At 66.0% G+C, this 20,657-nt stretch carries 19 protein-coding genes; 2 read left to right on the forward strand and 17 right to left on the reverse strand.

The window, feature by feature from the left end:
- Positions 1–9 precede the first annotated feature (9 nt).
- The 15 genes from GD628_RS01935 to glmS all read right to left on the reverse strand — a co-directional run bounded on the left by GD628_RS01935 (position 10) and on the right by glmS (position 16,656).
- Positions 10–825, reverse strand: coding sequence for a hypothetical protein (locus GD628_RS01935; RefSeq protein ID WP_152273684.1), 816 nt, complete (start codon positions 823–825; stop codon positions 10–12).
- On the reverse strand, positions 818–1,306 hold the full coding sequence (locus tag GD628_RS01940; protein WP_193313175.1) for a hypothetical protein: 489 nt from the start codon (positions 1,304–1,306) through the stop codon (positions 818–820). The genes GD628_RS01935 and GD628_RS01940 overlap by 8 nt, the downstream gene beginning before the upstream one ends.
- Entirely contained in the window at positions 1,264–1,605 is a 342-nt protein-coding gene (locus GD628_RS01945) for a hypothetical protein (protein WP_091602762.1), read from the reverse strand. Before GD628_RS01945 ends, GD628_RS01940 begins: the two co-directional genes overlap by 43 nt.
- Positions 1,584–2,747 carry a hypothetical protein gene (locus GD628_RS01950; RefSeq protein WP_152273686.1) on the reverse strand — a complete coding sequence of 388 codons (1,164 nt, stop codon included), beginning with the start codon at positions 2,745–2,747 and terminating at the stop codon, positions 1,584–1,586. The genes GD628_RS01945 and GD628_RS01950 overlap by 22 nt, the downstream gene beginning before the upstream one ends.
- On the reverse strand, positions 2,744–3,058 hold the full coding sequence (locus GD628_RS01955) for a DUF6507 family protein (protein ID WP_152273687.1): 315 nt from the start codon (positions 3,056–3,058) through the stop codon (positions 2,744–2,746). Before GD628_RS01955 ends, GD628_RS01950 begins: the two co-directional genes overlap by 4 nt.
- 91 nt (positions 3,059–3,149) lie before the next feature.
- Positions 3,150–3,692, reverse strand: coding sequence for a tRNA (adenosine(37)-N6)-threonylcarbamoyltransferase complex ATPase subunit type 1 TsaE (gene tsaE / locus GD628_RS01960; protein ID WP_091602752.1), 543 nt, complete (start codon positions 3,690–3,692; stop codon positions 3,150–3,152).
- Positions 3,689–4,894, reverse strand: a complete 1,206-nt coding sequence (gene alr, locus GD628_RS01965) for an alanine racemase (RefSeq protein WP_091602749.1) — start codon at positions 4,892–4,894, stop codon at positions 3,689–3,691. The genes tsaE and alr overlap by 4 nt, the downstream gene beginning before the upstream one ends.
- A gap of 34 nt (positions 4,895–4,928) precedes the next feature.
- Positions 4,929–5,435: a GNAT family N-acetyltransferase gene (locus GD628_RS01970; RefSeq protein WP_325785792.1), complete on the reverse strand. Its 507-nt coding sequence runs from the start codon at positions 5,433–5,435 to the stop codon at positions 4,929–4,931.
- Between the two features lie 8 nt (positions 5,436–5,443).
- Positions 5,444–6,490: an L-glyceraldehyde 3-phosphate reductase gene (mgrA, locus tag GD628_RS01975; protein ID WP_091602743.1), complete on the reverse strand. Its 1,047-nt coding sequence runs from the start codon at positions 6,488–6,490 to the stop codon at positions 5,444–5,446.
- A gap of 48 nt (positions 6,491–6,538) precedes the next feature.
- Positions 6,539–8,305, reverse strand: coding sequence for a malto-oligosyltrehalose trehalohydrolase (gene treZ, locus GD628_RS01980; protein ID WP_152273689.1), 1,767 nt, complete (start codon positions 8,303–8,305; stop codon positions 6,539–6,541).
- Positions 8,302–10,608: a malto-oligosyltrehalose synthase gene (gene treY / locus GD628_RS01985; protein ID WP_152273690.1), complete on the reverse strand. Its 2,307-nt coding sequence runs from the start codon at positions 10,606–10,608 to the stop codon at positions 8,302–8,304. The genes treZ and treY overlap by 4 nt, the downstream gene beginning before the upstream one ends.
- A complete protein-coding gene (gene glgX, locus GD628_RS01990; protein ID WP_152273691.1) occupies positions 10,605–12,791 on the reverse strand; it encodes a glycogen debranching protein GlgX in 2,187 nt (728 codons plus the stop codon). Before glgX ends, treY begins: the two co-directional genes overlap by 4 nt.
- 54 nt (positions 12,792–12,845) lie before the next feature.
- Positions 12,846–14,384: an NAD(P)H-hydrate dehydratase gene (locus GD628_RS01995; protein WP_152273692.1), complete on the reverse strand. Its 1,539-nt coding sequence runs from the start codon at positions 14,382–14,384 to the stop codon at positions 12,846–12,848.
- Positions 14,385–14,394: 10 nt separating this feature from the next.
- Positions 14,395–14,745 carry a holo-ACP synthase gene (locus GD628_RS02000; RefSeq protein ID WP_091602728.1) on the reverse strand — a complete coding sequence of 117 codons (351 nt, stop codon included), beginning with the start codon at positions 14,743–14,745 and terminating at the stop codon, positions 14,395–14,397.
- A gap of 33 nt (positions 14,746–14,778) precedes the next feature.
- A complete protein-coding gene (gene glmS, locus GD628_RS02005; RefSeq protein ID WP_152273693.1) occupies positions 14,779–16,656 on the reverse strand; it encodes a glutamine--fructose-6-phosphate transaminase (isomerizing) in 1,878 nt (625 codons plus the stop codon).
- A 114-nt stretch (positions 16,657–16,770) separates the two neighbouring features.
- Between glmS and coaA the strand changes: the two genes are divergently transcribed.
- Complete coding sequence (coaA, locus tag GD628_RS02010; protein WP_091602722.1) at positions 16,771–17,751, forward strand: type I pantothenate kinase; 981 nt, start codon at positions 16,771–16,773, stop codon at positions 17,749–17,751.
- Between the two features lie 51 nt (positions 17,752–17,802).
- Entirely contained in the window at positions 17,803–18,231 is a 429-nt protein-coding gene (mscL, locus tag GD628_RS02015; protein WP_091602719.1) for a large conductance mechanosensitive channel protein MscL, read from the forward strand.
- Between the two features lie 18 nt (positions 18,232–18,249).
- Here mscL and glmM read toward each other — a convergent pair whose 3' ends face one another.
- Positions 18,250–19,620, reverse strand: a complete 1,371-nt coding sequence (gene glmM, locus GD628_RS02020) for a phosphoglucosamine mutase (protein ID WP_152273694.1) — start codon at positions 19,618–19,620, stop codon at positions 18,250–18,252.
- Positions 19,621–20,128: 508 nt separating this feature from the next.
- Positions 20,129–20,626, reverse strand: a complete 498-nt coding sequence (gene rpsI / locus GD628_RS02025) for a 30S ribosomal protein S9 (RefSeq protein ID WP_152273695.1) — start codon at positions 20,624–20,626, stop codon at positions 20,129–20,131.
- Positions 20,627–20,657: the final 31 nt, after the last annotated feature.

Genomic DNA, 20,657 nt, shown 5'->3' on the forward strand with positions numbered 1-20,657 from the left:
GACAAACGGTCAGGCCAGCTCGGCGCTGACCGTCTGCAGCAGGCCCCTGTATGCCTGCGCCGAGGGCCAAGGCTTCAGCAGCAGCCCCCTCGCACTGTTCACCAGCTGCCACGTTCCTGCAGGCCCCGCCTGGATACCGGTTTGAAGGCCAGTGCGTCCATCAACCTGCTGCCAGATGAACCACTCCTGCTCCCACATGTGCCGCACCGCGGCGTCCGCCTTCTCAGGGAGGGGAACCTCCGCACCGGACACACCGGACATCCGTGCCTGGACTGCCTCCGGGGAGATCGATACTTCCGCGTCAAGGAGCCACGAAGGTCCCAGGCCCAGCCATGCTGCGAGCGCAGGGAAAAACTGGTCGAGGGACAAGAAATCGACCTGGCGCCGGCCCGGATCTGCCTGGTCCCCCGTCCGCAGCCTGGCACACGACGGTCCGGCCAGCACAAGAACGCCCTCGCGTCCCAGCGCGCCGTAGAACGCAGACTCTTGTCCGCCGCAGGCCGCAGCGAACTGCACGCTGCCTGACGTGCCGTCAAGAGGCGAAGCGACCAGCCGGCCTTCGGCCGTGAGACGGCCCCTGCCCGTCACCAGCCCGGCGGCCTCAAGTTCTTCCAGGCCTTCCTGTGCGGCACCTAGGCCGAAGCGCCCCAGTTTTCCTCCCCTGCCCAGCAGGAGGAGAACATCCTGGGCGGCCGGTGAGAGCCACGGGCCCTCGGACCGGAAATCCTGCGTCGCTGCCAGCCCGGACAGGGCTTCCAGCGGTTCGCCTGCCTGCTGTGAGGCGAAAGGCTCAAGTCGCGGTTCTGCCGCGGGGAAGTCATCCATCCCTTGTTCCGTCCTGTGCCTGGATGCTGCCCGCCATGACCGAGAAGGCCTGGTCATAGGCCGGAAGCTGTGAAGTACGGCATGTGGCTGTGCAGGTGGTCAGCAAGCCGTCCCGGAGGTGGAACCACTGCTGGACGTGCAGGACTGCTTCGGGAGTTTCGTAGGTGTACTCGATCCAGCGGCCTTCGGCGCCGCTGTACGGCCAGAGATTCCAGCTCAGCACCTGGGGAGATTCGAGGGCGGCGAGTACGCCGGCTGCCTCCTGGGTTGCTGCCCGGCCTGCCGTCCCCTCAAACGGGCGTGTGCGCAGGGTCAGATTGGGCCGGAACCCTCCGGTTGCCGGTGCCAGGACCAGCGCCTCACCGTTTTGGCGGCTGGCTTCCCATCCGGGCGGAACCTGCATCGACACAGAATCAACAGTAATGATGTCCACCGGGTTCACGCTGCCCGGGCCTTCGCGTTCTCGGCCATTTTGACCCATCGGGGCAGCATAAAGCGCGGGAGCCAAACCAGGCTCATGAGGAAGGTCCAGATTCCTCCCAGCATAAGCACCAGCAGCACTCCCAGGAGGGGCCGGGGCAGGGAGTCGCCGTCCACGTCCCACAGCAGCGTTCCGGTCAGCAACCCAACGCCGCCGTAAAGCATGCCAAGGGCGGGATAAGCCTTGACCTTCGGAAGGAGGCCCGGATGCCCCAGCCATGTGCGCCAGCGTCCGGTGTAGGCGCGCCATCCCATGGCGAGCACCACGAGGCCGAGGATCAGCCCCAGAATGAATCCCATAGGTCCTTGGCCTTCTTCCCTATCTTTTCTCCGACGCCGCTGCCAATAATGCCGCCGGCAATGCCACCCACAATACCGCCGGCAACCGCGCCGGCCGCCGTTCCCACCACCGGGATCCAGCTGCCAACTACCCCGCCGACGACGGCGCCGGCCTTCGCTCCTGCCCAGGCGCCTCCGGCACCGGCAGCCAGGGAAGCGCCTCCAACAATCGCAACGTTCTCCGTGACGGACAGGGCCCGCTGGCCGGGGGTCCAGTCCGGATGCTCAATCCGGTCCGCGTTGTACTGTTCGCTGCCCTGGTCCCATGCGGTTATTCCGGCGTCCAGGACAAAAAGTCCGCGCCCGCCCCAGCGCGCCCAGGCCGGAGGGGTCGCTGCTTCAGCATTGAGCCGCAGCTCAGGGCCCGGACGGGCGAAGCCGTCATCCGGGAACGGGACACGGGTCAGGTCTACCGAGCGTTCAACGGGAATCAGGATGCCGGATGGAGACCGGGTATAGCGCACACCTCCGTCCACCACTTCGTAGGGAATGTTCTCCAGGCGCAGTTCCGCGGCAAGGTCGCCGCTGACATCCACGGTCCGGCGAACATGCAACTGGGACTGATGGACGTGCTCCAGCACGGTGTCCGCCAGGGAGGTGGTGGTACCAAATCCGGTACTGCCCAGGATTCCGCTGTCCGGCAGCAGTCCCGACGCCGCACGGATCGAGCCGGCGCACCGGGCCTCTGCTTCCGCGTATTTTCGGCATAGCTCCCGAACCTGCAGCTGAAGGGAGACCACCTCCGCTTCCCGGCTTTCCGGGTCTGCGTCCGGCTGGGGCGTGCACTGGCCGGAAAGCGAAACCAGGTCGCCCGCCTGCTGCCTGAGGGCCCTGGCATCCGCGGCAAATTCCACCAGTGCTGTGCGGATCAGGCCCGTGACAGTTTCGGCCTCGTTCCCGAATGACTGGACCTTGTCGAAGGCCCCGTAGGCTGCCTCCGCTTCCGGCGCACTGTAGACCGCACCCAGCCCCAGCCAGATTTCCCGGCTGGCAGTGGCGGTACCGGAAGCATCCGTCCCGGCGGCAGCAATCAGGTCTGCCTGGCGTTCAAGCTCCCCGGCCTCCGCGAAATCGGGGAGCGAGGAGAAATCCACGGCGGTCATCCAACCTCCGCCGCGTTTGCCTGGGCGCGGGCGGCCATCTCGAGGTCGGCGTCCCGATAAGCGTCCAGTGCCTGGTGGAGGGACGAGCAGGCGGTCTCAGCGCGGCTCCTCGCGTTGGCGATCAGGAGGGCAGCGTACTGCTCGTACGCTGCTTTCAGTGCATCACCGACGACGGTGCTGCGCGCGGCGGCCTGCGCCCCTTCGGCTGCGTCCTGCAGGCTTTTCGCCGCGTCGGCCAGGTTAGCGGCTTCCTCGGCGGTGCGGTTCACCACGGATCGTGCCGATGCCAGGTCAATGTTCCAGCTGGCCATGTCCCTCCCCCAAAGCGATATCCGGTTGCGGTTTATCGTATCCGGGGCCCGGACGCACCCGCGATGGGGAGAAGTACCCATCGCCCGGAGGTTAGGAAGCCAGCCCAGGGGCTGTGGCCCAGCGCGGACCATACCCGGCGATCCGGATGGACCGCTCCTCGTCGTCGTCCTCCGCCGAGAAGTCCGTGACCAGTTCGCCGGCTCCGGCCGCTTCTCCCCCGGTGGCACGCTGCAGGGTGATTTCGAGGCGGCTCTCAGCGAGGTGCTCCACCAGGCCATGCCCCCACTCCACCACTGTTACGGACGAATCCATGGTGTTTTCAAGATCGATGTCGTCGATCTCCGCGGCCGACCCGAGCCGGTAGGCGTCCACGTGCACCAGATCCGGACCGGCACCCAGCGCCGGATGGATCCGCACGAGCACGAAGGTTGGGGAAATAATTCCCGGGCGCACGCCAAGGCCCTCGCCGAGGCCCTGCGTAAAGGTGGTCTTGCCTGCACCAAGTTCCCCGGTCAGGAGAAGCAGGTCGCCGGCGCGCAGCTCGCCGCCGAGCGTGCGGGCGAGTTCCTGCGTCTGCGCCGCGCTGGAAGTGGTGTACTTCTGCTCCCACGCCGGAGCTTCGGCGGCTTTCACGGCAGCGCCGCTTCAGCGTCCGGGTCAAGGCTCACGGCGGATTCAGCGGCCTCCGAGTCGATGTAGCTCCGGGTCACGCGGCCGCTGATCCGGGTGATGATCTCGTAGTTGATCGAGCCGCTGGCCTGGGCCCACTCGTCAACGCTCGGGTAACCGGACGGCCCAAAGAGAACTGCTTCCTTGCCCAGGAACGTATCCGCAGTGCCGGCCACGCCAGTGCGGCCCAGGTCGATCACCATCTGGTCCATGGCGATGCGGCCGACTACCGGAAAGACCTCGCCGTCAACCATCACGGGGCCGCCCGTGGCGACGCGGGGAATCCCGTCCGCATATCCCACCGGCACAAGGGCCAGGGTTGTGGGTTCGGCGGTGCGGTAGTGCAGCCCGTAGGAAACTCCCTGCCCGGCAGGGACTTCCTTGCAGTTGGCGATGGTGGTCTTGAGGGTCATGGCCGGGACGAGTCCGAGCTCCTGCGCGCTTTGGCCCGGGAACGGGGACAGCCCGAACATGCCCAGTCCCACCCGAACCAGGTCGAAGTGCGAATCCGGGCGGGAGAGGACCGCGGGAGTGTTCGCAATGTGGCGCACCTCGTGGTCCACCCCTGCGTCCTCTGCCACTGCCACGGCCTCGCGGAACTTCTGCAGCTGCTGGTCGGTTTCCTGCCTGCGCGGCTCGTCCGCCACTGCAAGGTGGGAGAAGATGCCCACCACCCGCAGCAGGCCGTCTTCCTGGTACGCCAGCGCGGCACCGACGAAGGACTCCCACAGCTCTTCGGGACAGCCGTTGCGTCCCAGCCCGGTGTCGATCTTCAGGTGCACCCGCGCCGGTACCTCCAGTTCACGGGCAGCTGCCACTACGGCTTCAAGCTCCCAGCCCGAAACACCAATGTCGATATTCGCGGCGATGGCCGCGGAGAAGTCACTGTCCGCGGTGTGCAGCCAGGCCAGCACGGGCGCGGTGATTCCCGCCGTGCGCAGGGCCAGCGCTTCGGAAATGTGTGCCGTCCCCAGCCAGGAGGCTCCGGCGTCGATCGCGGCGCGGGCAACCTCCAGCGCCCCGTGTCCGTAGGCATCGGCCTTCACCACGGCCATGAGGCGGGCGGGCTTGGCGATTTCGGCAAGATGGCGGACATTGTGCCGGATAGCGGCGAGATCGACGACGGCGCTGCGCTCCGCCGCGGGGACAGTTTCGAGGTAATTCACGGGTCCATTCTTTCACTGCGCGCCCGGCAGGAAATCACAGGCCGGTCTCCGCGAGGTGCTTGTGCATGATGTGCAGGCCGGTAAACCCGTGAATTGGATGGGCGAACGCTTCCGGAACTGTGGCGAGGATCCCGAACCCCAGGGACTGCCACAGCGCCACAGCCCGCGTGTTTGTCTGGACCACGGCGTTGAACTGCATGGCACGGTACCCCTGCGCCTCAGCCTGCTCCAGCACGTGCGCGGCGAGCGCCCTGGCGATTCCCCGGCCGCTCGCCCACCCGGCAGTCATAAAGGATGCGTTGGCCACATGGCTGCCGGCACCGGCACGGTTGGGGTGAAGCTGGGCCGTTCCGAGGACCTGCCCGGCTTCCTCCGCCACGAAGATGTGCGCCGGGCGGGGTTCAAGCCAAACGGCCCGTGCTTCTTCCTCCGTCAGGTCCCGGTTCCAGCAGTAGGTTCCCCCGTCCCGCACGATTGGCTCCATGACTGTCCAGATGCCCGGCCAGTCCCCTTCTTCGGCTTCCCGGATGCTGATACCCAAGGCGTGGCTCAGGCGTCGAGGGCTGCAGCCCAGAGATTGATATCCGAGTCCTGCGCAAAGGTGTCAATCTCCGCGAGCTCCGAGTCCGTGAAATCCAGCTTCCGGACTGCCGCCAGGCTGTCTTCGAGCTGCTTGACACTGGAAGCGCCCACCAGCGCGGACGTGATGGCGGTACCGTTGCGCTGGGTACGCAGTACCCACGCGATCGCCATCTGTGCCAGCGTCTGTCCGCGGGACTCGGCGATGCGGTTCAATCCGCGTACCCGGTCCAGGTTTTCGTCGGAGAGCTGCGACGGGTCGAGTGACTTTCCGGCTGCGGCGCGGGAGTTCTCCGGCACGCCGCCGAGGTATTTGTTCGTCAGCAGGCCCTGCGCGAGCGGCGAGAAGGCGATGGACCCTGCGCCGGTCTCTTCAAGGGCTTGGAACAGGTTCGGCTCGCCCTGTTCCACCCACCGGTTCAGCATGGAGTAGGAGGGCTGGTGGATCAGCAGCGGCGTGCCCATCTCCCGGAGGATGCGCGCAGCCTCGATGGTCTTCTCCGCAGAGTAGGACGAGATACCGGCGTACAGTGCCCGGCCCGAACGCACCGCGGTGTCAAGCGCGCCCATGGTCTCCTCGAGCGGTGTCTCCGGGTCCGGACGGTGGCTGTAGAAAATGTCCACATAGTCCAGTCCCATGCGTTCAAGTGACTGGTCCAGGCTCGCCAGGAGGTATTTCCGGGAGCCCCAGTTTCCGTAGGGCCCCGGCCACATGTCATATCCGGCCTTGCTGGAAATGATGAGTTCGTCCCGGAAGGGCCGGAAGTCGTCCTTCATATGGCGGCCGAAGTTGGTTTCTGCGCTGCCGTACGGCGGACCGTAGTTGTTGGCCAGGTCGAAGTGCGTGACTCCAAGGTCGAAGGCCCGGCGCAGGATGGAGCGCTGGGTCTCGAACGCTACGTCATCTCCGAAGTTGTGCCACAGGCCAAGGGACACGGCCGGCAAGTGCAGTCCGCTGCGGCCAACACGGCGGTACGGCATGGATTCGTAGCGGTCTTCCGCGGGAGTAAAAGTCATGGCTCCATCCTGCCACCGCTGCCGCCGCGAATCGAGGAAGCGGCGTTCTCAGTCCTGGCCGCTCCCGGTGAGGATCGCTGCGCCGTAGCCAGGAAGCTCCACGCCGCCGTCGTACGTCAACAGCGGCGCGGTCTCCAGCAGGACCCGCACACTTCCGCTCACGGGAATGGGCAGTTCGCGCGGGGAGTCAGCGAAATTCAGGGCGACGACGACGCCCCCGCGGTGAATGGTCAGCCACCGCGATATCTCGTCGAAGTCCACGCTGATATTCCGGAAATCGGGTTCAGTCAGTTCCGGCACTGTCCGGCGCAGCGCCAACAGGTCGCGGTAGAGCCGGTGCAGCCTGGCATGCCCGTCATTGCCGACTTCGGACCAGTCCAGTTTTGACCGGATGAACGTCTCGGGATCCTGGGGGTCGGGAACCAGGGACGGGTCCCAGCCCATCCGCGCGAACTCCGCGAGCCGCCCCTCAGCCGTAGCCGTTCCCAGTGCTTCTTCCGGATGGGACGTGAAGAACTGCCAGGGGGTGGACGCCCCGAACTCCTCACCCATGAAGATCATGGGAGTGTTCGACGACGAGAGGTTCAGGACGGCGGCGAGCGCCAGCTGGTCATAGCCCAGGACAGCCGTGTTCCGGTCCCCGGCCGCCCGGTTGCCGATCTGGTCATGGTTCTGCACCGCAACCACCAGCTGACGCGGAGTAATCACGGACGTGTCCAGCGGCCGGCCGTGGCTGCGCTGCCGGAAGGAGGAGAAGCTGCCGTCATGGAAGTAGCCGTTGGTGATGACCCTCGCAATGGCGTCGAGGGAATCGAAGTCCGCGTAGTACCCCTGCGTTTCGGCGGTGAGGTTCGTATGCACCGCGTGGTGGAAGTCGTCGGACCACTGGCCCGCAATCCCGTAGCCGTTGAGGTGCCTGGGCGTGATCAGCCGGGGATTGTTCAGGTCCGACTCAGCGATCAGGAACAGGGTTCCGCCCAGGTCCGCGGAGAGGTCGTCGGTCAGGGCAGCCATTTCCTCCAGGATGTGGAGGGCACGCTCGTCACGCAGGGCATGGACTGCGTCCAGGCGCAGGCCGTCAACGTGGTAGTCACGGAACCACATCTCCACGTTGTCCAGGATGTACTCGCGGACCGGGTCCGAATGCGGACCGTCCAGGTTGATCGAATCGCCCCACGAGTTGGCGCTGCCCTGCTGCAGGTAAGGACCGAACAGCGGCAGATAGTTCCCACTGGGACCGAGGTGGTTGTAGACAACGTCCTGAATGACGCCGATCCCGTGGGAATGCGCGGCGTCAACAAAGCGCTGGTATGCCTCCGGCCCGCCGTAGGCTTCGTGGACCGCGTACCACAGCACGCCGTCGTAACCCCAGTTGTGGGTGCCGTTGAAGGCGTTGACCGGCATCAGCTCCACATACTGCACGCCCAGGTCCGCCAGGTAGTCAAGCTTCCCCGCGGCGGCGTCCAGGGTGCCCTCGGGAGTGAAGGTTCCAATGTGCAGTTCGTAGATCGCTCCCCCGGCCATACCGGGCGAGACCCAGCCGGAGTCCGTCCACTGGAACCTGGAAGGATCGAAGGTCCGGGAGAGGCCGTGGACGCCGTCGGGCTGCCGGCGCGAACGCGGATCCGGCACCGGGGTGGTGGCGTCGTCAATGAGGTAGCCGTAGTCGATCTCAGTGCCGGCCGTCTCCGTGTCCCGGGCATGGTCGGCATGCCACCATCCCCCGGTTCCGGCTCCCATGGGCACCTCGCGTCCGTCAGCGAGGAGCCTCATGGACTGTGCCCGCGGAGCCCAAACACTGAACGTTCTGCTCATGATGCCTCCTGGCGGACCAGCAGGGCCACGGGGTAGTGCTCGAACAGCTCTTCAGCTTCCACGCTTCCTCCCTTATGGCTCTTGCCGCTTAGACGGTCGGTGTAGTTGCCCTGCGGGAGCTGGACGGTCGTGCCCCGCCAGCCGCCTGCGGACGCCAGCCCCAGGGGAAGCCTGGTGACCAGGGAGAGGGCGCCGCCGCGGTCAAATCCGAAGACGTGTTCCGCGGCCGGTCCTTCACTGCCCAGCGCCGAATAGCCGCTGAAGAGTTCCGGCTGTTCCCGCCGCAGGCGCAGTGCTTCACGGGTGACGCGCAACTTGGCCGCCCCCGAGTCGTCCACCGGGCCGGGCTGACCCTGCCCGGCTTCGGCGACGGCGGTACGCAGGGAGTAGTCCACCGGGCGACGGTTGTCCGGGTCCACCAGGGAGTGGTCCCACAGCTCCGTGCCCTGGTAGACGTCGGGGACTCCGGGCATGGTCAGCTGCACCAGCTTCGCACCCAGGGCGTTGGACCACCCGGCCGAGGTAATCCGCTCGACGACGGAGGAGAGGACGGCGTTGGCTTCGGGGTGGTCCCAGGCACCGTCCACCAGCGCATGGAGCTGCTTCTCGAAGGCCTCATCCGGTGCGGTCCAGGTAGTGCTTTGGCCAGCTTCCCGGGCCGCCTTCTCTGCATAGGCGTGGGCTCGTTCGCGTTCCAGCGGCCAGGTTCCGGCGAGCGCCTGCCACACCAGGTCTGCCAGCGGACGGTCGCCCAGGGGCAGGAGTTCGCCAAGGGTGGCCACAGCTTCGGTCCATTCCCGGGGTATCTCGGACAGGACGCTGATCCGTGCCCGGGTGTCTTCGCTGCGCTTGGTGTCGTGGGTGCTCAGGGTGGTCATCGCCAGCGGTGCTTCCTGCTGCCGCACCAGCATGGCGAGGTGCAGGTCATGCGGTTCCAGCGCAAACAGGGACGGATCCGCCCCTACCTCGTTCAGCGACGTCAGCCGGGAATAGCGGTAGAACGCGGTGTCCTCCACTCCCTTGGCCATGACCATGCCGGATGTCTGCTGGAACCGGACCGGGAGTTCATCCAGCCCGGATCCAGTGCCCTCGCCGCGCAGCAGCGGAACCAGGACATCCAGGGCGGGTTCAAGATCTGGACGCCGCACCCGCGCGTTCAGGACTGCTTCCTCCAGGTACTCGGCGCCGTCGGGAAGGTAGCTCCGGTACACGGGGAAGCAGGCGAGCAGCTCGGCAATCGCGTCGGCGGCCACCGCGGCATCCAGGCCGGAGTCTTCGGGCAGCAGGCGCACCAGCCGCTGGACCTCGGAGTGCAGCAGCCCGTCGGCAACGGCCCTCTTGGTGTCGTGGATCATGTGGCGGTAGGGCTCGGCGTCGGATGCGTCCGTGAGCAGTCCCGCTGCCTGCGGGTCCACGAACAGCCGGTCCACCTCGGCCAGCGCGTCGTAGCCGGTGGTCCCGGCGACCGGCCAGCGTTCGGGGAGCTTCTCCCCCGGCTCAAGGATCTTCTCCACCAGGACATAGGCGCCGCCGGTCAGTTCGCTGAGCTGGCCCAGGTACCCTGCCGGATCCGCCAGCCCGTCCGGGTGGTCGATCCGCAGGCCATCGACCAGCCCTTCGCGGAACCAGCGGCCCACCTCAGCGTGGGTTTCCTCGAAAACCCACGGAACTTCCACGCGCACACCGGCGAGGGTATTCACGCCGAAGAACCGCCGGTAGTTGAGCTCATTATCGGCGCGGCGCCAGCTCACCAGCTCATAATGCTGGCGGTCATGGACTTCACGAGCGGTGTCTCCGGGGCTGTACGTTCCCTCGGCGATCGGGAAGGTCTGCTCGTAGTAGTGCAGCGCCCCGTCCTCGATCCGCAGCTCATCCAGGGCGTCGCTGTTCTCTCCCAGCACGGGCAGGCGCAGCCGCCCCGCTCCGGCGTCCCAGTCGATGTCGAAAGCCTCGGCGTACCGGGAGCTGCGGCCTTCCTGGAGAACCGACCACCACCACCGGTTGGCGGACGGCGTCGCGACGCCCATGTGGTTGGGAACAATGTCCACCAGCACGCCCATGCCAGCCTGGTGGGCTGCGTCCGACAGCGCCTGCAGTCCTTCCGGGCCGCCGCGTGCCGGGTCAACGGCGGAAGGATCCGTGACGTCGTAGCCGTGCGTGGATCCCCGCTCTGCCGTAAGCAGCGGCGAGAGGTAGACCCAGTCCGCGCCCAGATCCTTCAGGTACGGGACCAGGGCCGCGGCGTCGTGCAGGGTGAAGCCCTCATGCAGCTGGAGCCGGTACGTGGAGCGGGGGGCCCTCATACGTCGCTCTCCCGGGTCCTGGCTTCGGCCAGCACCGCGAGGGAAGCCGCTACTGAGTGGTCGTGGACTTCGTCTTCCTGCCGGTGGGCGCGCAGCACGACCATCGACTTCGCGGCTACCTCAAGCTTGCCGTCGCTGCCGATGGGATCGGAGTCAGCCCCCCGCCCTGCGGTATCGATGACCTGGTCCCAGAGGTCCCCGTACTCCTGCGGCGGGAGCGTGACGGTTACGGCGTCATCGTCCGCGTTGAAGTACAGCAGGAAACTGTCATCCGTGATCGGCTGGCCCCGGCGGTCGTTGCCGCGGATGCCCTGTCCGTTGAGGAAGACGCCCAGGGAACGGCCCAGCTGGCTGTCCCAGTCCTCGGGCTTCATCGGCGATCCGTCCTCATTGAGCCAGACAATGTCCGGAAGGACGTCTTCTTCCCCGCGCTCCACCGGACGGCCGTCAAAGAACCGGCGCCGGCGGAACGTTGGGTGTTCTGCGCGCAGCCGGTTCACCGCAGCGGTGAATTCCATCAGCGGCGCGTCCATGTTGTCCCAGTTGATCCAGGTCAACTCGGAATCCTGGGCGTAGCCGTTGTTGTTGCCGTTCTGGGTCCGGCCGAGCTCGTCACCGTGGGAGATCATCGGGACACCCTGGGAGAGCAGCAGCGTTGCCAGGATGTTGCGCTGCTGCCGGGCGCGCAGCGACAGGACCTCCGGGTCATCCGTGGGACCTTCAACGCCGCAGTTCCACGAACGGTTGTGGGACTCGCCGTCGTTGTTGTCTTCCCCGTTGGCCTCGTTGTGCTTTTCGTTGTAGGAAACCAGGTCCCGCAGGGTAAACCCGTCGTGGGCCGTGACGAAGTTGATGGAGGCAACGGGACGCCGCCCCGAGGACTCGTAGAGGTCCGCCGAACCCGTGATGCGGGAGGCAAATTCACCCAGTGTCGACGGTTCGCCGCGCCAGAAGTCCCGAACCGTGTCACGGTACTTGCCGTTCCATTCCGTCCACTGCGGCGGGAAGTTGCCCACCTGGTAGCCGCCGGGCCCGATGTCCCACGGCTCGGCGATCAGCTTGACCTGGGAGACAACCGGGTCCTGCTGCACCAGCTCGAAGAACGTGGACAGCTTGTCCACGTCATAGAACTCACGGGCCAGGGTGGAAGCGAGGTCGAAACGGAATCCGTCTACGTGCATTTCCGTCACCCAGTAGCGCAGCGAGTCCATGATCAGCTGCAGGGAGTGCGGGTTGCCGACGTTCAGGGAATTGCCGGTGCCCGTGTAGTCCATGTAGTAGCGCTTGTCGTCGTCCACCAGCCGGTAGTAGGCCGCGTTGTCGATGCCGCGGAAGGAAAGGGTGGGTCCCATGTGGTTTCCCTCGGCGGTGTGGTTGTAGACCACGTCAAGGATCACTTCGATGCCGGCCGCGTGCAGGGCCTTGACCATGGCCTTGAACTCCTGGACCTGCTGGCCGTCCTCCCCGGTGGAGCCGTAGGTGTTCTGCGGGGCGAAGAAGCCGATGGTGTTGTAGCCCCAGTAGTTGGAGAGGCCCTTCTCCTGCAGCGTTGAATCGTTCACGAACTGGTGCACCGGCATGAGCTCAAGTGCGGTCACGCCCAGCTTCTCCAGATGGGCGATCACGGCGGGGTGCGCAATGCCGGCGTACGTGCCGCGCTGCTCTTCGGGAATTTCGGGTTGCATCTCGGTCAGGCCCTTGACGTGGGCCTCGTAGATGACGGACTGGTGGTACTCAGTGCGCGGACGGCGGTCTCCGTCCCAGTCGAAGAACGGGTTGATCACCACGGCCTTCATCATGTGGGGCGCCGAGTCCTCGTCATTGCGGGAGTCTTCGTCACCGAAGTTGTAGCCGAACAGGGACTGGTTCCAGTCAACCTGCCCGGAGACGGCCTTCGCGTAGGGATCCAGCAGCAGCTTGTTGGGGTTGCAGCGGTTGCCCTGTTCGGGGTCGTTCGGTCCGTCCACGCGGTAGCCGTACTTCTGGCCCGGAACCACGTGAGGCAGATAGCAGTGCCACACATAGCCATCCACTTCGGTGAGCGGAATGCATGTTTCAGCGCCCTCGTCGTCATAGAGGCAGAGGGTTACGGAATCCGCTACTTCGCTGTACAGAGCGAAATTTGTGCCGTTTCCGTCGTAGGTTGCTCCTAACGGGTAGGCATCTCCGGGCCACACTTCCATTCAAAGCTCCTCGCTGCGGTGGGTAGCAGGCAGATACTATGCCTGCTTACTTTTCTACAGTATGCCAGCTTCTCCGGGCCCGGGACGCCACTGTTCCATGGCCGAGATCACCCGGCGGATAGCCTCGGGAAGCAGCGAGGGCTGGACCGGCCCCTGCTCGGCGGCGAGCTTCCCGGCCCGGCCGTGGATGCTGGCCGCTGCCGCAGCCACCGCGGCGTAGCAGCCGGGATGCGGCGAGGACTTCCGGGCGGTGGAGAGCATCGCCCCGAGGATGCCGGAGAGGGTATCGCCGCTGCCCGCCGTGGCGAGCCACGGCGTCGCGTCGGCCTGGCTAAAGACAGGCCCGCCGGGGGCAGCTACCAGTGTTGCCCAGCCCTTCAGCAGGACTGTCGCACCGGTCAGGGCGGCGGCTTTCCGCACCCAGGTGAGCGGATCGGCTTCGATCGATTCCCGGTCGGTGTCCTCGCCCAGCCGGTTCAGCAGCGCGGTCAGCTCGCCGGCATGCGGGGTGAGGATCACCTGCTCGCCCATCCCCGGCTCGACGGCGGAGAGTGCGTCGGCGTCGATAACGCAGGGGAGCCCGGACGCCATTGCATCGACGGCGCGGCGGCGCTGCGCCTCGTCCGTACCCGCGCCGGGCCCGGCGACCCAGGCCTGGACATGTGTGAGCGGGACGGTGCTGTCCGAACAGACAGCCTCCGGATGCGCCTGGTTGATGAGCCTGCGAACCGGTTCCGGACCCAGGTACCGGACCATTCCGGTACCGGTGGCCAGGGCAGCGCCCGTTGCAAGCACGGCTGCCCCGGGATAGGTATCCGATCCGGCCGCTATGCCGAGCACACCCCTGCTGTATTTCTGGTCCCCGGCCGCCGGACGTGGCAGCAGCGCTGCGATGTCCGGTGCAAGCAGGCGGTTCACGGCGGGCGTGCCAAGGTACGGGGTGATGCCAATGTCCACCACCTCGATATGCCCGGCCGCTTCAGCGCCGGGTCCGGCAACGAGTCCGGTTTTCACGGCGCCAAACGTCACGGTGGCATCCGCTTGCAGGTATGATCCGGGAGCCTGCCCGGTATCGGCATCAATGCCGCTGGGCAGGTCGCACGCGACGACGGCGGGCGGGTGCCCGCGGCGCAGCCTCGCAGGTGCCAGGGCGGCCAGGTGGGCTGCCGGGCCACGCAGGCCTCCCTTGCCGCCCGTTCCAAGAACGCCGTCCAGGACCAGGTCCGCGGCTCGGCAGAGCTGCAGGGCTTCGTCCGTGTTGTCCGTGCTGAGCTCCAGCACCCGTCCTCCTGCGGCAAGGAACGCTGACAGGGCCTCGGCATGAGCACTGGACGAGGTGCGGACGGCGGTGGCTGCGCAGCCCCGCTTCAGCAGCCGGGCTCCCGCATAGAGCGCGTCTGCCCCGTTGTTGCCCGCCCCTGCAAGCACTACGCAGGATGCGCCGTAGATCCGGCCGCGCCGTTCCTTGAGCAGCGCGGCACAGAATGAGAAGAGTCCGTGGGCTGCCAGCTGCATGAGCTCCGCGCCCCGGCCGGCATCCAGAAGAGGGCGCTCGGCGGCACGGACCGCGGTCCCGGAGTACGCACTGATCATGCGTACCAGACTAGCCTTCCGCGACCACCATGGCAGTGGCCAGGTCGCCGTCGTGGCTCAGCGACAGGTGCCAAACCCGGACGCCGCGCGCTTCTGCCGCTGCGGCAACCGTGCCCTCGACCCGGATTTTTGGCGCCCCGGCGGCATCCAGTTCAACCTGGCAGTGCTGCCAGTTCATGCCGGCCGGCGCACCGAGAGCCTTGGCCACGGCTTCCTTGGCGGCAAACCTGGCCGCCAGGGAACGCAGGTTCAGTTCCCGTTCGGCCGGTACGAACAGCCGGGTCCGAAGGCCGGGTGTGCGTTCAAGCTGGCGTCCGAACCGCGGCACATCCACCACGTCCACTCCGATACCGACAATCATGGTGTTCCCCCTGGTCCCTTGGCTGACGGCTGTTTATTCGACGGTGACGGACTTGGCCAGGTTACGCGGCTGGTCGACGTCGTATCCCTTGGCAGTTGCCAGGACGCAGGCGAAGATCTGCAGCGGAACCGTGGTCAGCAGCGGAGCGAGCAGCGTCGGGGTCTCCGGCACGTAGAAGATGTGCTCGGCGTAGGCCTTGACGGCGTCGTCGCCCTCTTCTGCAATCACGATGGTCTTGGCGCCGCGGGCACGGATCTCCTGGATGTTGGAGACCACCTTGGCGTGCAGCGAGTCCCGGCCGCGCGGCGACGGAACAACCACGAAAACCGGCTGGCCTTCTTCGATCAGTGCGATCGGCCCGTGCTTCAGCTCGCCGGCGGCGAAGCCTTCAGCGTGGATGTACGCCAGCTCCTTCAGCTTCAGTGCACCTTCCATGGCGACGGGGAAGCCCACGTGGCGGCCCAGGAACAGGACCGAAGACGTATCCGCCATCAGTTTGCCCAGTTCCTTGATGTCCTCGGCACTGTCCAGCACCTGCTGGATCTTGGCCGGAACCTTGGCGAGGTCCGCGAGGATGTCCTTGATTTCGCCCTGGAACTTGTTGCCGCGGATCTGCGCGAGGTACAGCCCCAGCAGGTAGGTGGCAGTGATCTGGGCGAGGAATGCCTTTGTGGAGGCGACGGCGATCTCGGGTCCTGCGTGCGTGTACAGGACGGCGTCCGCTTCGCGCGGAATCGTGGAGCCGTTGGTGTTGCAGATGGCCAGCACCTTGGCGCCCTGCTCCTTGGCGTAGCGGACGGCCATGAGGGTGTCCATGGTCTCGCCTGACTGGGAGATGGCAACAATCAGTGTGTTGGAGTCAACGATTGGATCCCGGTAGCGGAACTCATGGCTGAGTTCGACCTCAACGGGAATCCGGCACCAGTGCTCAATGGCGTACTTGGCAACCTGCCCTGCGTAGGCGGAGGTGCCGCAGGCCAGGACCATGATCTTGTTGACGGACTTCAGTTCCTCCGGGCTCACCCGCAGTTCGTCCAGCGTGAGCCGGCCGTCCGCGTCGGAGCGGCCCAGCAGGGTATCTGCCACGGCCTGGGGCTGGTCATTGATCTCCTTTTCCATGAAGGAGTCGTAGCCGCCCTTCTCGGCGGCGGCAGCGTCCCAGTTCACGTCGAATTCGGTACCTTCTGCGGGTGCCCCGAAGAAGTCCGTGATCTCAACACTGTCCGGGGTGATGGTGACGATCTGGTCCTGGCCCAGTTCCACGGCACGGCGGGTGAAGTCGATGAAGCCTGACACATCCGAACCGAGGAAGTTCTCGCCGTCACCGAGGCCGACGACGAGGGGAGAGTTCCGGCGTGCGGCCACTACGGTGTCCGGGGAATCGGCGTGGACGGCCAGGAGGGTGAAGGCGCCTTCCAGCCGCTGGCAGGCAAGCTGCATGCTCAGGGCGAGGTCCTTGTTGCCGGCGCCTGCGTAGATGCTGCCCAGCAGCGCCGCTGCTACCTCGGTGTCGGTTTCGGAGCGGAATACGGCGCCGGCGGCCAGGAGCTCTGCCTTGAGCTCGGCGAAGTTCTCGATGATTCCGTTGTGGATCAGCGCAAGGCGGTCATTGTCCGCGAGGTGGGGGTGTGCGTTGCCGTCGGTGGGTCCGCCGTGGGTGGCCCAGCGGGTGTGGCCGATGCCGGTGGTTGCCTCCGGCAGGGGCGCAGCTTCCAGCTCAGCGACCAGGTTGGCCAGCTTGCCGGACTTCTTCCGGGAATCGACTCCCCCGGGAGTCAGCACAGCGACGCCGGCCGAGTCATAGCCGCGGTATTCGAGGCGCTTCAGGCCCTCCATGACAACGTCCAGGGCGCTGTGTCCTACTGCTGCGGCGGCACCCGGGCGGCCTGTATAACCTACGATTCCACACATGCTGCTAAGACTACCGGCACGAGCGGCTGCCGGTCTAAACAGCGCTGCATCCCTGTGCCGGACAGGGGCCTGCTCCGTTTGGATTGCCCGCCGGGGCAGTGCACAATTCCTAGAGTGAGCGAACCAACTCCGAAGCCGGCGCCCGGCAACGGCCATGAGACCAATTTCACGCCGTTCGTTGAGCTGGACCGCCAAACCTGGTCGCGCCTGTCCCACGAGATTGAATCCCCGCTGAACCAGGAGGACATCACGCGCCTCCGGGGGCTGGGTGACCAGCTGAACCTGGACGAGGTCCGTGAGGTCTATCTTCCGCTTTCCCGCTTGCTGAACCTCTATGTGGCAGCGGCCGGGAAGCTGCACAGCGCCACCACAACCTTCCTTGGCGAGCAGACCACGCGCACACCCTTCGTCATCGGCGTCGCAGGTTCGGTCGCCGTCGGGAAGTCCACCACAGCCCGCGTGCTTCGGGAGATGCTGCGGCGCTGGCCGGACACCCCGAACGTTGAGCTGATCACCACCGACGGCTTCCTGTACCCGAACGCGGAGCTGAAGCGCCGCGGACTCATGGAACGCAAAGGATTCCCGGAAAGCTACGACCGCCGCCGCCTGCTGCGCTTCGTCAGCGCCGTCAAGTCCGGGGCGGAGGAAGTGCGGGCGCCGCGGTACTCACACCTCACCTATGACATTGTTCCCGACTCGGAAATCGTGGTGCGGCGTCCTGACGTCCTCATCGTTGAAGGACTAAATGTGCTGGCGCCGGCACGCACCCGCCCGGATGGCCGCTCCGGCCTCGCCCTGAGCGACTTCTTCGACTTCTCGATCTACGTAGATGCCCGCACCTCCTACATCGAGGAGTGGTATGTGCAGCGTTTCCAGTCACTGCGCAGCGGTGCCTTCGCCAATCCGGCATCCTATTTCCACCGCTATGCGGCTCTCACGGATTATGAGGCCCGCGAGACCGCCCTCGGCATCTGGAAGCGGATCAACGAACCCAACCTGGTGACCAACGTACTGCCGACCCGCGGCCGCGCCCAGCTGGTACTGACCAAGGACGCGGACCATTCGGTCAGCCGCATGCTGCTGCGCAAGACCTGAAACGCCGGGTCGGGGCGGCGCGGGAGGCACTCCGGCGGTTACGCTGGCGGAATGCTAAAGGGATTCAAAGACTTCATCATGAAGGGCAACGTGCTGGACCTGGCCGTCGCCGTCATCATCGGCGCTGCCTTTACGACCGTGGTGAACGCACTGGTCAACTCGGTGCTGATGCCGTTTATCTCCGGCCTGGTCGGGTCGCCGAACTTCGACAGTTTCGCAGCCGTGAATTTCAACGGGAACCAGATCCAGTTTGGAGTCCTGCTGACCGCCGTCGTCAACTTCCTGCTCGTGGCAGCGGCCGTTTACTTCGTGATCGTGCTGCCGATGAACAAGATGATTGAACGCCGGAACCGCCGGCTGGGGATCACGCCCGAAGAGAGTGCGGACCCGCAGGTCATGCTGCTGACGGAGATCCGGGATGCGCTGACGGCGCAGCCCCCGCACGGGACGGTCCAGTCACCGGGCGGCCCCAAGCATTAGCACCGCTGGCGGGACGGGCTAGACTGCGGCGCTTTCGGAGGCCTTCAGCGAGAGGTTCGCTTCGACGACCGCGGCCAGCTTGGCCGCAACGGCCTGCGCGGTGTCCATGTCCGCAGCTTCCACCATGACGCGCACCAGGGGTTCCGTTCCCGAAGGCCGCAGCAGGACCCTGCCGGTTTCCCCGAGCTTTTCCTGGGCATCGATGACGGCCTGGCGGACGGCGTCATTGGTGGCTGCTGCCGTCTTGTCCACGTTCTTGACGTTGATCAGGACCTGCGGGAGCTTGTCCATGATGCTGGCAAGCTGCTTGAGGCTGCGCCCGGTCTTGGCTACCTGCGCGGCCAGCTGCAGGCCGGTCAGGACGCCGTCACCGGTTGTGGCGTACTTGGAGAAGATGACGTGGCCGGACTGCTCACCGCCCAGGCTGTAGCCGCCTTCGCGCATGGCTTCGAGCACGTAGCGGTCCCCAACACCGGTTTCACGGATGCTGATGCCTGCCTCGCGCAGCGCCAGCTTGAGGCCGAGATTGCTCATGACCGTGGCTACGAGTGCGTCGTCCTTGAGTTCTCCCGACGCTTTCATGGCTACGGCCATGATGGCCATGATCTGGTCACCGTCCACGATGCTGCCTTCGGCGTCCACGGCCAGGCAGCGGTCCGCATCGCCGTCGTGGGCTATGCCGAGGTCAGCTCCGTGTTCGAGGACGGCAGCCTGCAGGGCTCCCAGATGCGTGGAACCGTATCCGTCGTTGATGTTCACGCCGTCGGGATCCGCACCAATGACGACTACCTCCGCGCCGGCGTCGGCAAAGACCTGGGGCGAGCAGCCGCTGGCGGCACCGTGCGCGCAGTCAAGCACCACTTTGATGCCGTCCAACCGGTTGGGAAGGGTCTGCAGCAGGTGCACTACGTACCGGTCCTCGGCGTCCGCGAAACGCTTGATCCGGCCCACTTCGGCTCCGGTAGGCCGGAGGCTCGGTTCCTGCATCTCGGCTTCGATGGCGTCTTCCAGGGCGTCGTCGAGCTTCTGTCCGCCGCGGGCCAGGAACTTGATGCCGTTGTCCGGGGCGGCGTTGTGGGAGGCGGAGATCATGACGCCGAAGTCCGCCTCGAGGTCCGCTACCAGGAACGCTGCAGCAGGAGTAGGGAGGATGCCGGCGTCGAAGACGTCCACGCCGGAGCTCGCCAGTCCCGCTTCGACCGCCGCGGAGATGAAGTCGCCGCTGATGCGCGGGTCCCGGGCCACGACGGCGACCGGACGTTTGCCGCTGGGCACCTGGCGGTGTCCGAGCACAACTGCTGCGGCCTGCGCCAGGCCAAGGGCGACCTCTGCGGTAATGAGTCCGTTGGCCAGGCCCCGAACCCCGTCGGTACCGAACAGTCGTGTCATAGAAAAAGTCCTTAAAGCATGCGGCCGCCAGGGAAAACCGGGAACGTGGGGACTGCCCGGCGGAGGTTCAGGCGCAACCCCCGCGCCTATTCTGCCACCTCATTATCGCCTCCGGCGAAACGCAGGGCGCCTTCCGCCGGGTCAGGCGGCCGCATTTTGTCCCCTGCACAACCGGTGTTCCCCCGCTGGCTTGGTATTTCGGCACCCAGTGTCCGATGCGGCACAAAGGACCTACGGGCGCCCATCACGGCCCTATCGGCCCACCAGAGCCGTCTCGCCGTGAGGGACTCTCTGGTGCCCGTCCGCGACCCTTGTCCAGGAACGCAGAAGGCCCCCGGCAACTGCCGGGGGCCTTCTGCATAAACCCTCTGGTTCCAACCGCCAAGCCAGCGCTTGCGGAGCCAAGCGCCCACACCGCCAAACCAGCGCTTGTGGAGCCAAGCGCCAATTCGGCGCGAGGGCCCCAAAGGGCAGGCGCTCCAGCGCCTGCCCTTTGGGTAGCGCTGAATTAGCGCTTGGAGTACTGAGGCGCCTTGCGGGCCTTCTTGAGACCAGCCTTCTTGCGCTCGATGACGCGGGCGTCACGAGTCAGGAAGCCGGCCTTCTTCAGTGCCGGACGGTTGTTCTCGCGGTCGATCTCGTTCAGCGAGCGAGCCACACCGAGACGCAGTGCGCCGGCCTGGCCGGAAGCGCCGCCGCCGTGGATGCGGGCGATGACGTCGTATGCGCCGTCGAGGTCGAGGAGCTTGAACGGCTCGTTGACTTCCTGCTGGTGCAGCTTGTTCGGGAAGTAGTCAGCCAGTTCGCGGCCGTTGACGATCCACTTGCCGGTGCCGGGGATAACGCGCACGCGGGCGATTGCTTCCTTGCGGCGGCCAACTGCGGAACCTGCAACGGTCAGGGCCGGGCGCTCCTTGACGGCCGATTCGGCAGCGTCAGGGGTTTCCGAGGTGTAGCTGGTGAGCTCCTCGGTGTTTTCATTCAGCTCTTCAGTGTTCTGAGCCACGATTCTCCTTGAATTAATTTCTTAGTTGGCG

The organism is Arthrobacter koreensis (assembly GCF_009193255.1).
Lineage (GTDB): Bacteria > Actinomycetota > Actinomycetes > Actinomycetales > Micrococcaceae > Arthrobacter_B > Arthrobacter_B koreensis.

Coding starts and splice junctions, on each gene's coding strand:
- GD628_RS01935 (WP_152273684.1), bottom strand. CDS start 825: ATGGATGACTTCCCCGCGGCAGAACCGCGACTTGAGCCTTTCGCCTCA.
- GD628_RS01940 (WP_193313175.1), bottom strand. CDS start 1,306: ATGGGTCAAAATGGCCGAGAACGCGAAGGCCCGGGCAGCGTGAACCCG.
- GD628_RS01945 (WP_091602762.1), bottom strand. CDS start 1,605: ATGGGATTCATTCTGGGGCTGATCCTCGGCCTCGTGGTGCTCGCCATG.
- GD628_RS01950 (WP_152273686.1), bottom strand. CDS start 2,747: ATGACCGCCGTGGATTTCTCCTCGCTCCCCGATTTCGCGGAGGCCGGG.
- GD628_RS01955 (WP_152273687.1), bottom strand. CDS start 3,058: ATGGCCAGCTGGAACATTGACCTGGCATCGGCACGATCCGTGGTGAAC.
- mgrA (WP_091602743.1), bottom strand. CDS start 6,490: ATGACTTTTACTCCCGCGGAAGACCGCTACGAATCCATGCCGTACCGC.
- treZ (WP_152273689.1), bottom strand. CDS start 8,305: ATGAGCAGAACGTTCAGTGTTTGGGCTCCGCGGGCACAGTCCATGAGG.
- treY (WP_152273690.1), bottom strand. CDS start 10,608: ATGAGGGCCCCCCGCTCCACGTACCGGCTCCAGCTGCATGAGGGCTTC.
- glgX (WP_152273691.1), bottom strand. CDS start 12,791: ATGGAAGTGTGGCCCGGAGATGCCTACCCGTTAGGAGCAACCTACGAC.
- GD628_RS01995 (WP_152273692.1), bottom strand. CDS start 14,384: ATGATCAGTGCGTACTCCGGGACCGCGGTCCGTGCCGCCGAGCGCCCT.
- GD628_RS02000 (WP_091602728.1), bottom strand. CDS start 14,745: ATGATTGTCGGTATCGGAGTGGACGTGGTGGATGTGCCGCGGTTCGGA.
- glmS (WP_152273693.1), bottom strand. CDS start 16,656: ATGTGTGGAATCGTAGGTTATACAGGCCGCCCGGGTGCCGCCGCAGCA.
- mscL (WP_091602719.1), top strand. CDS start 17,803: ATGCTAAAGGGATTCAAAGACTTCATCATGAAGGGCAACGTGCTGGAC.
- glmM (WP_152273694.1), bottom strand. CDS start 19,620: ATGACACGACTGTTCGGTACCGACGGGGTTCGGGGCCTGGCCAACGGA.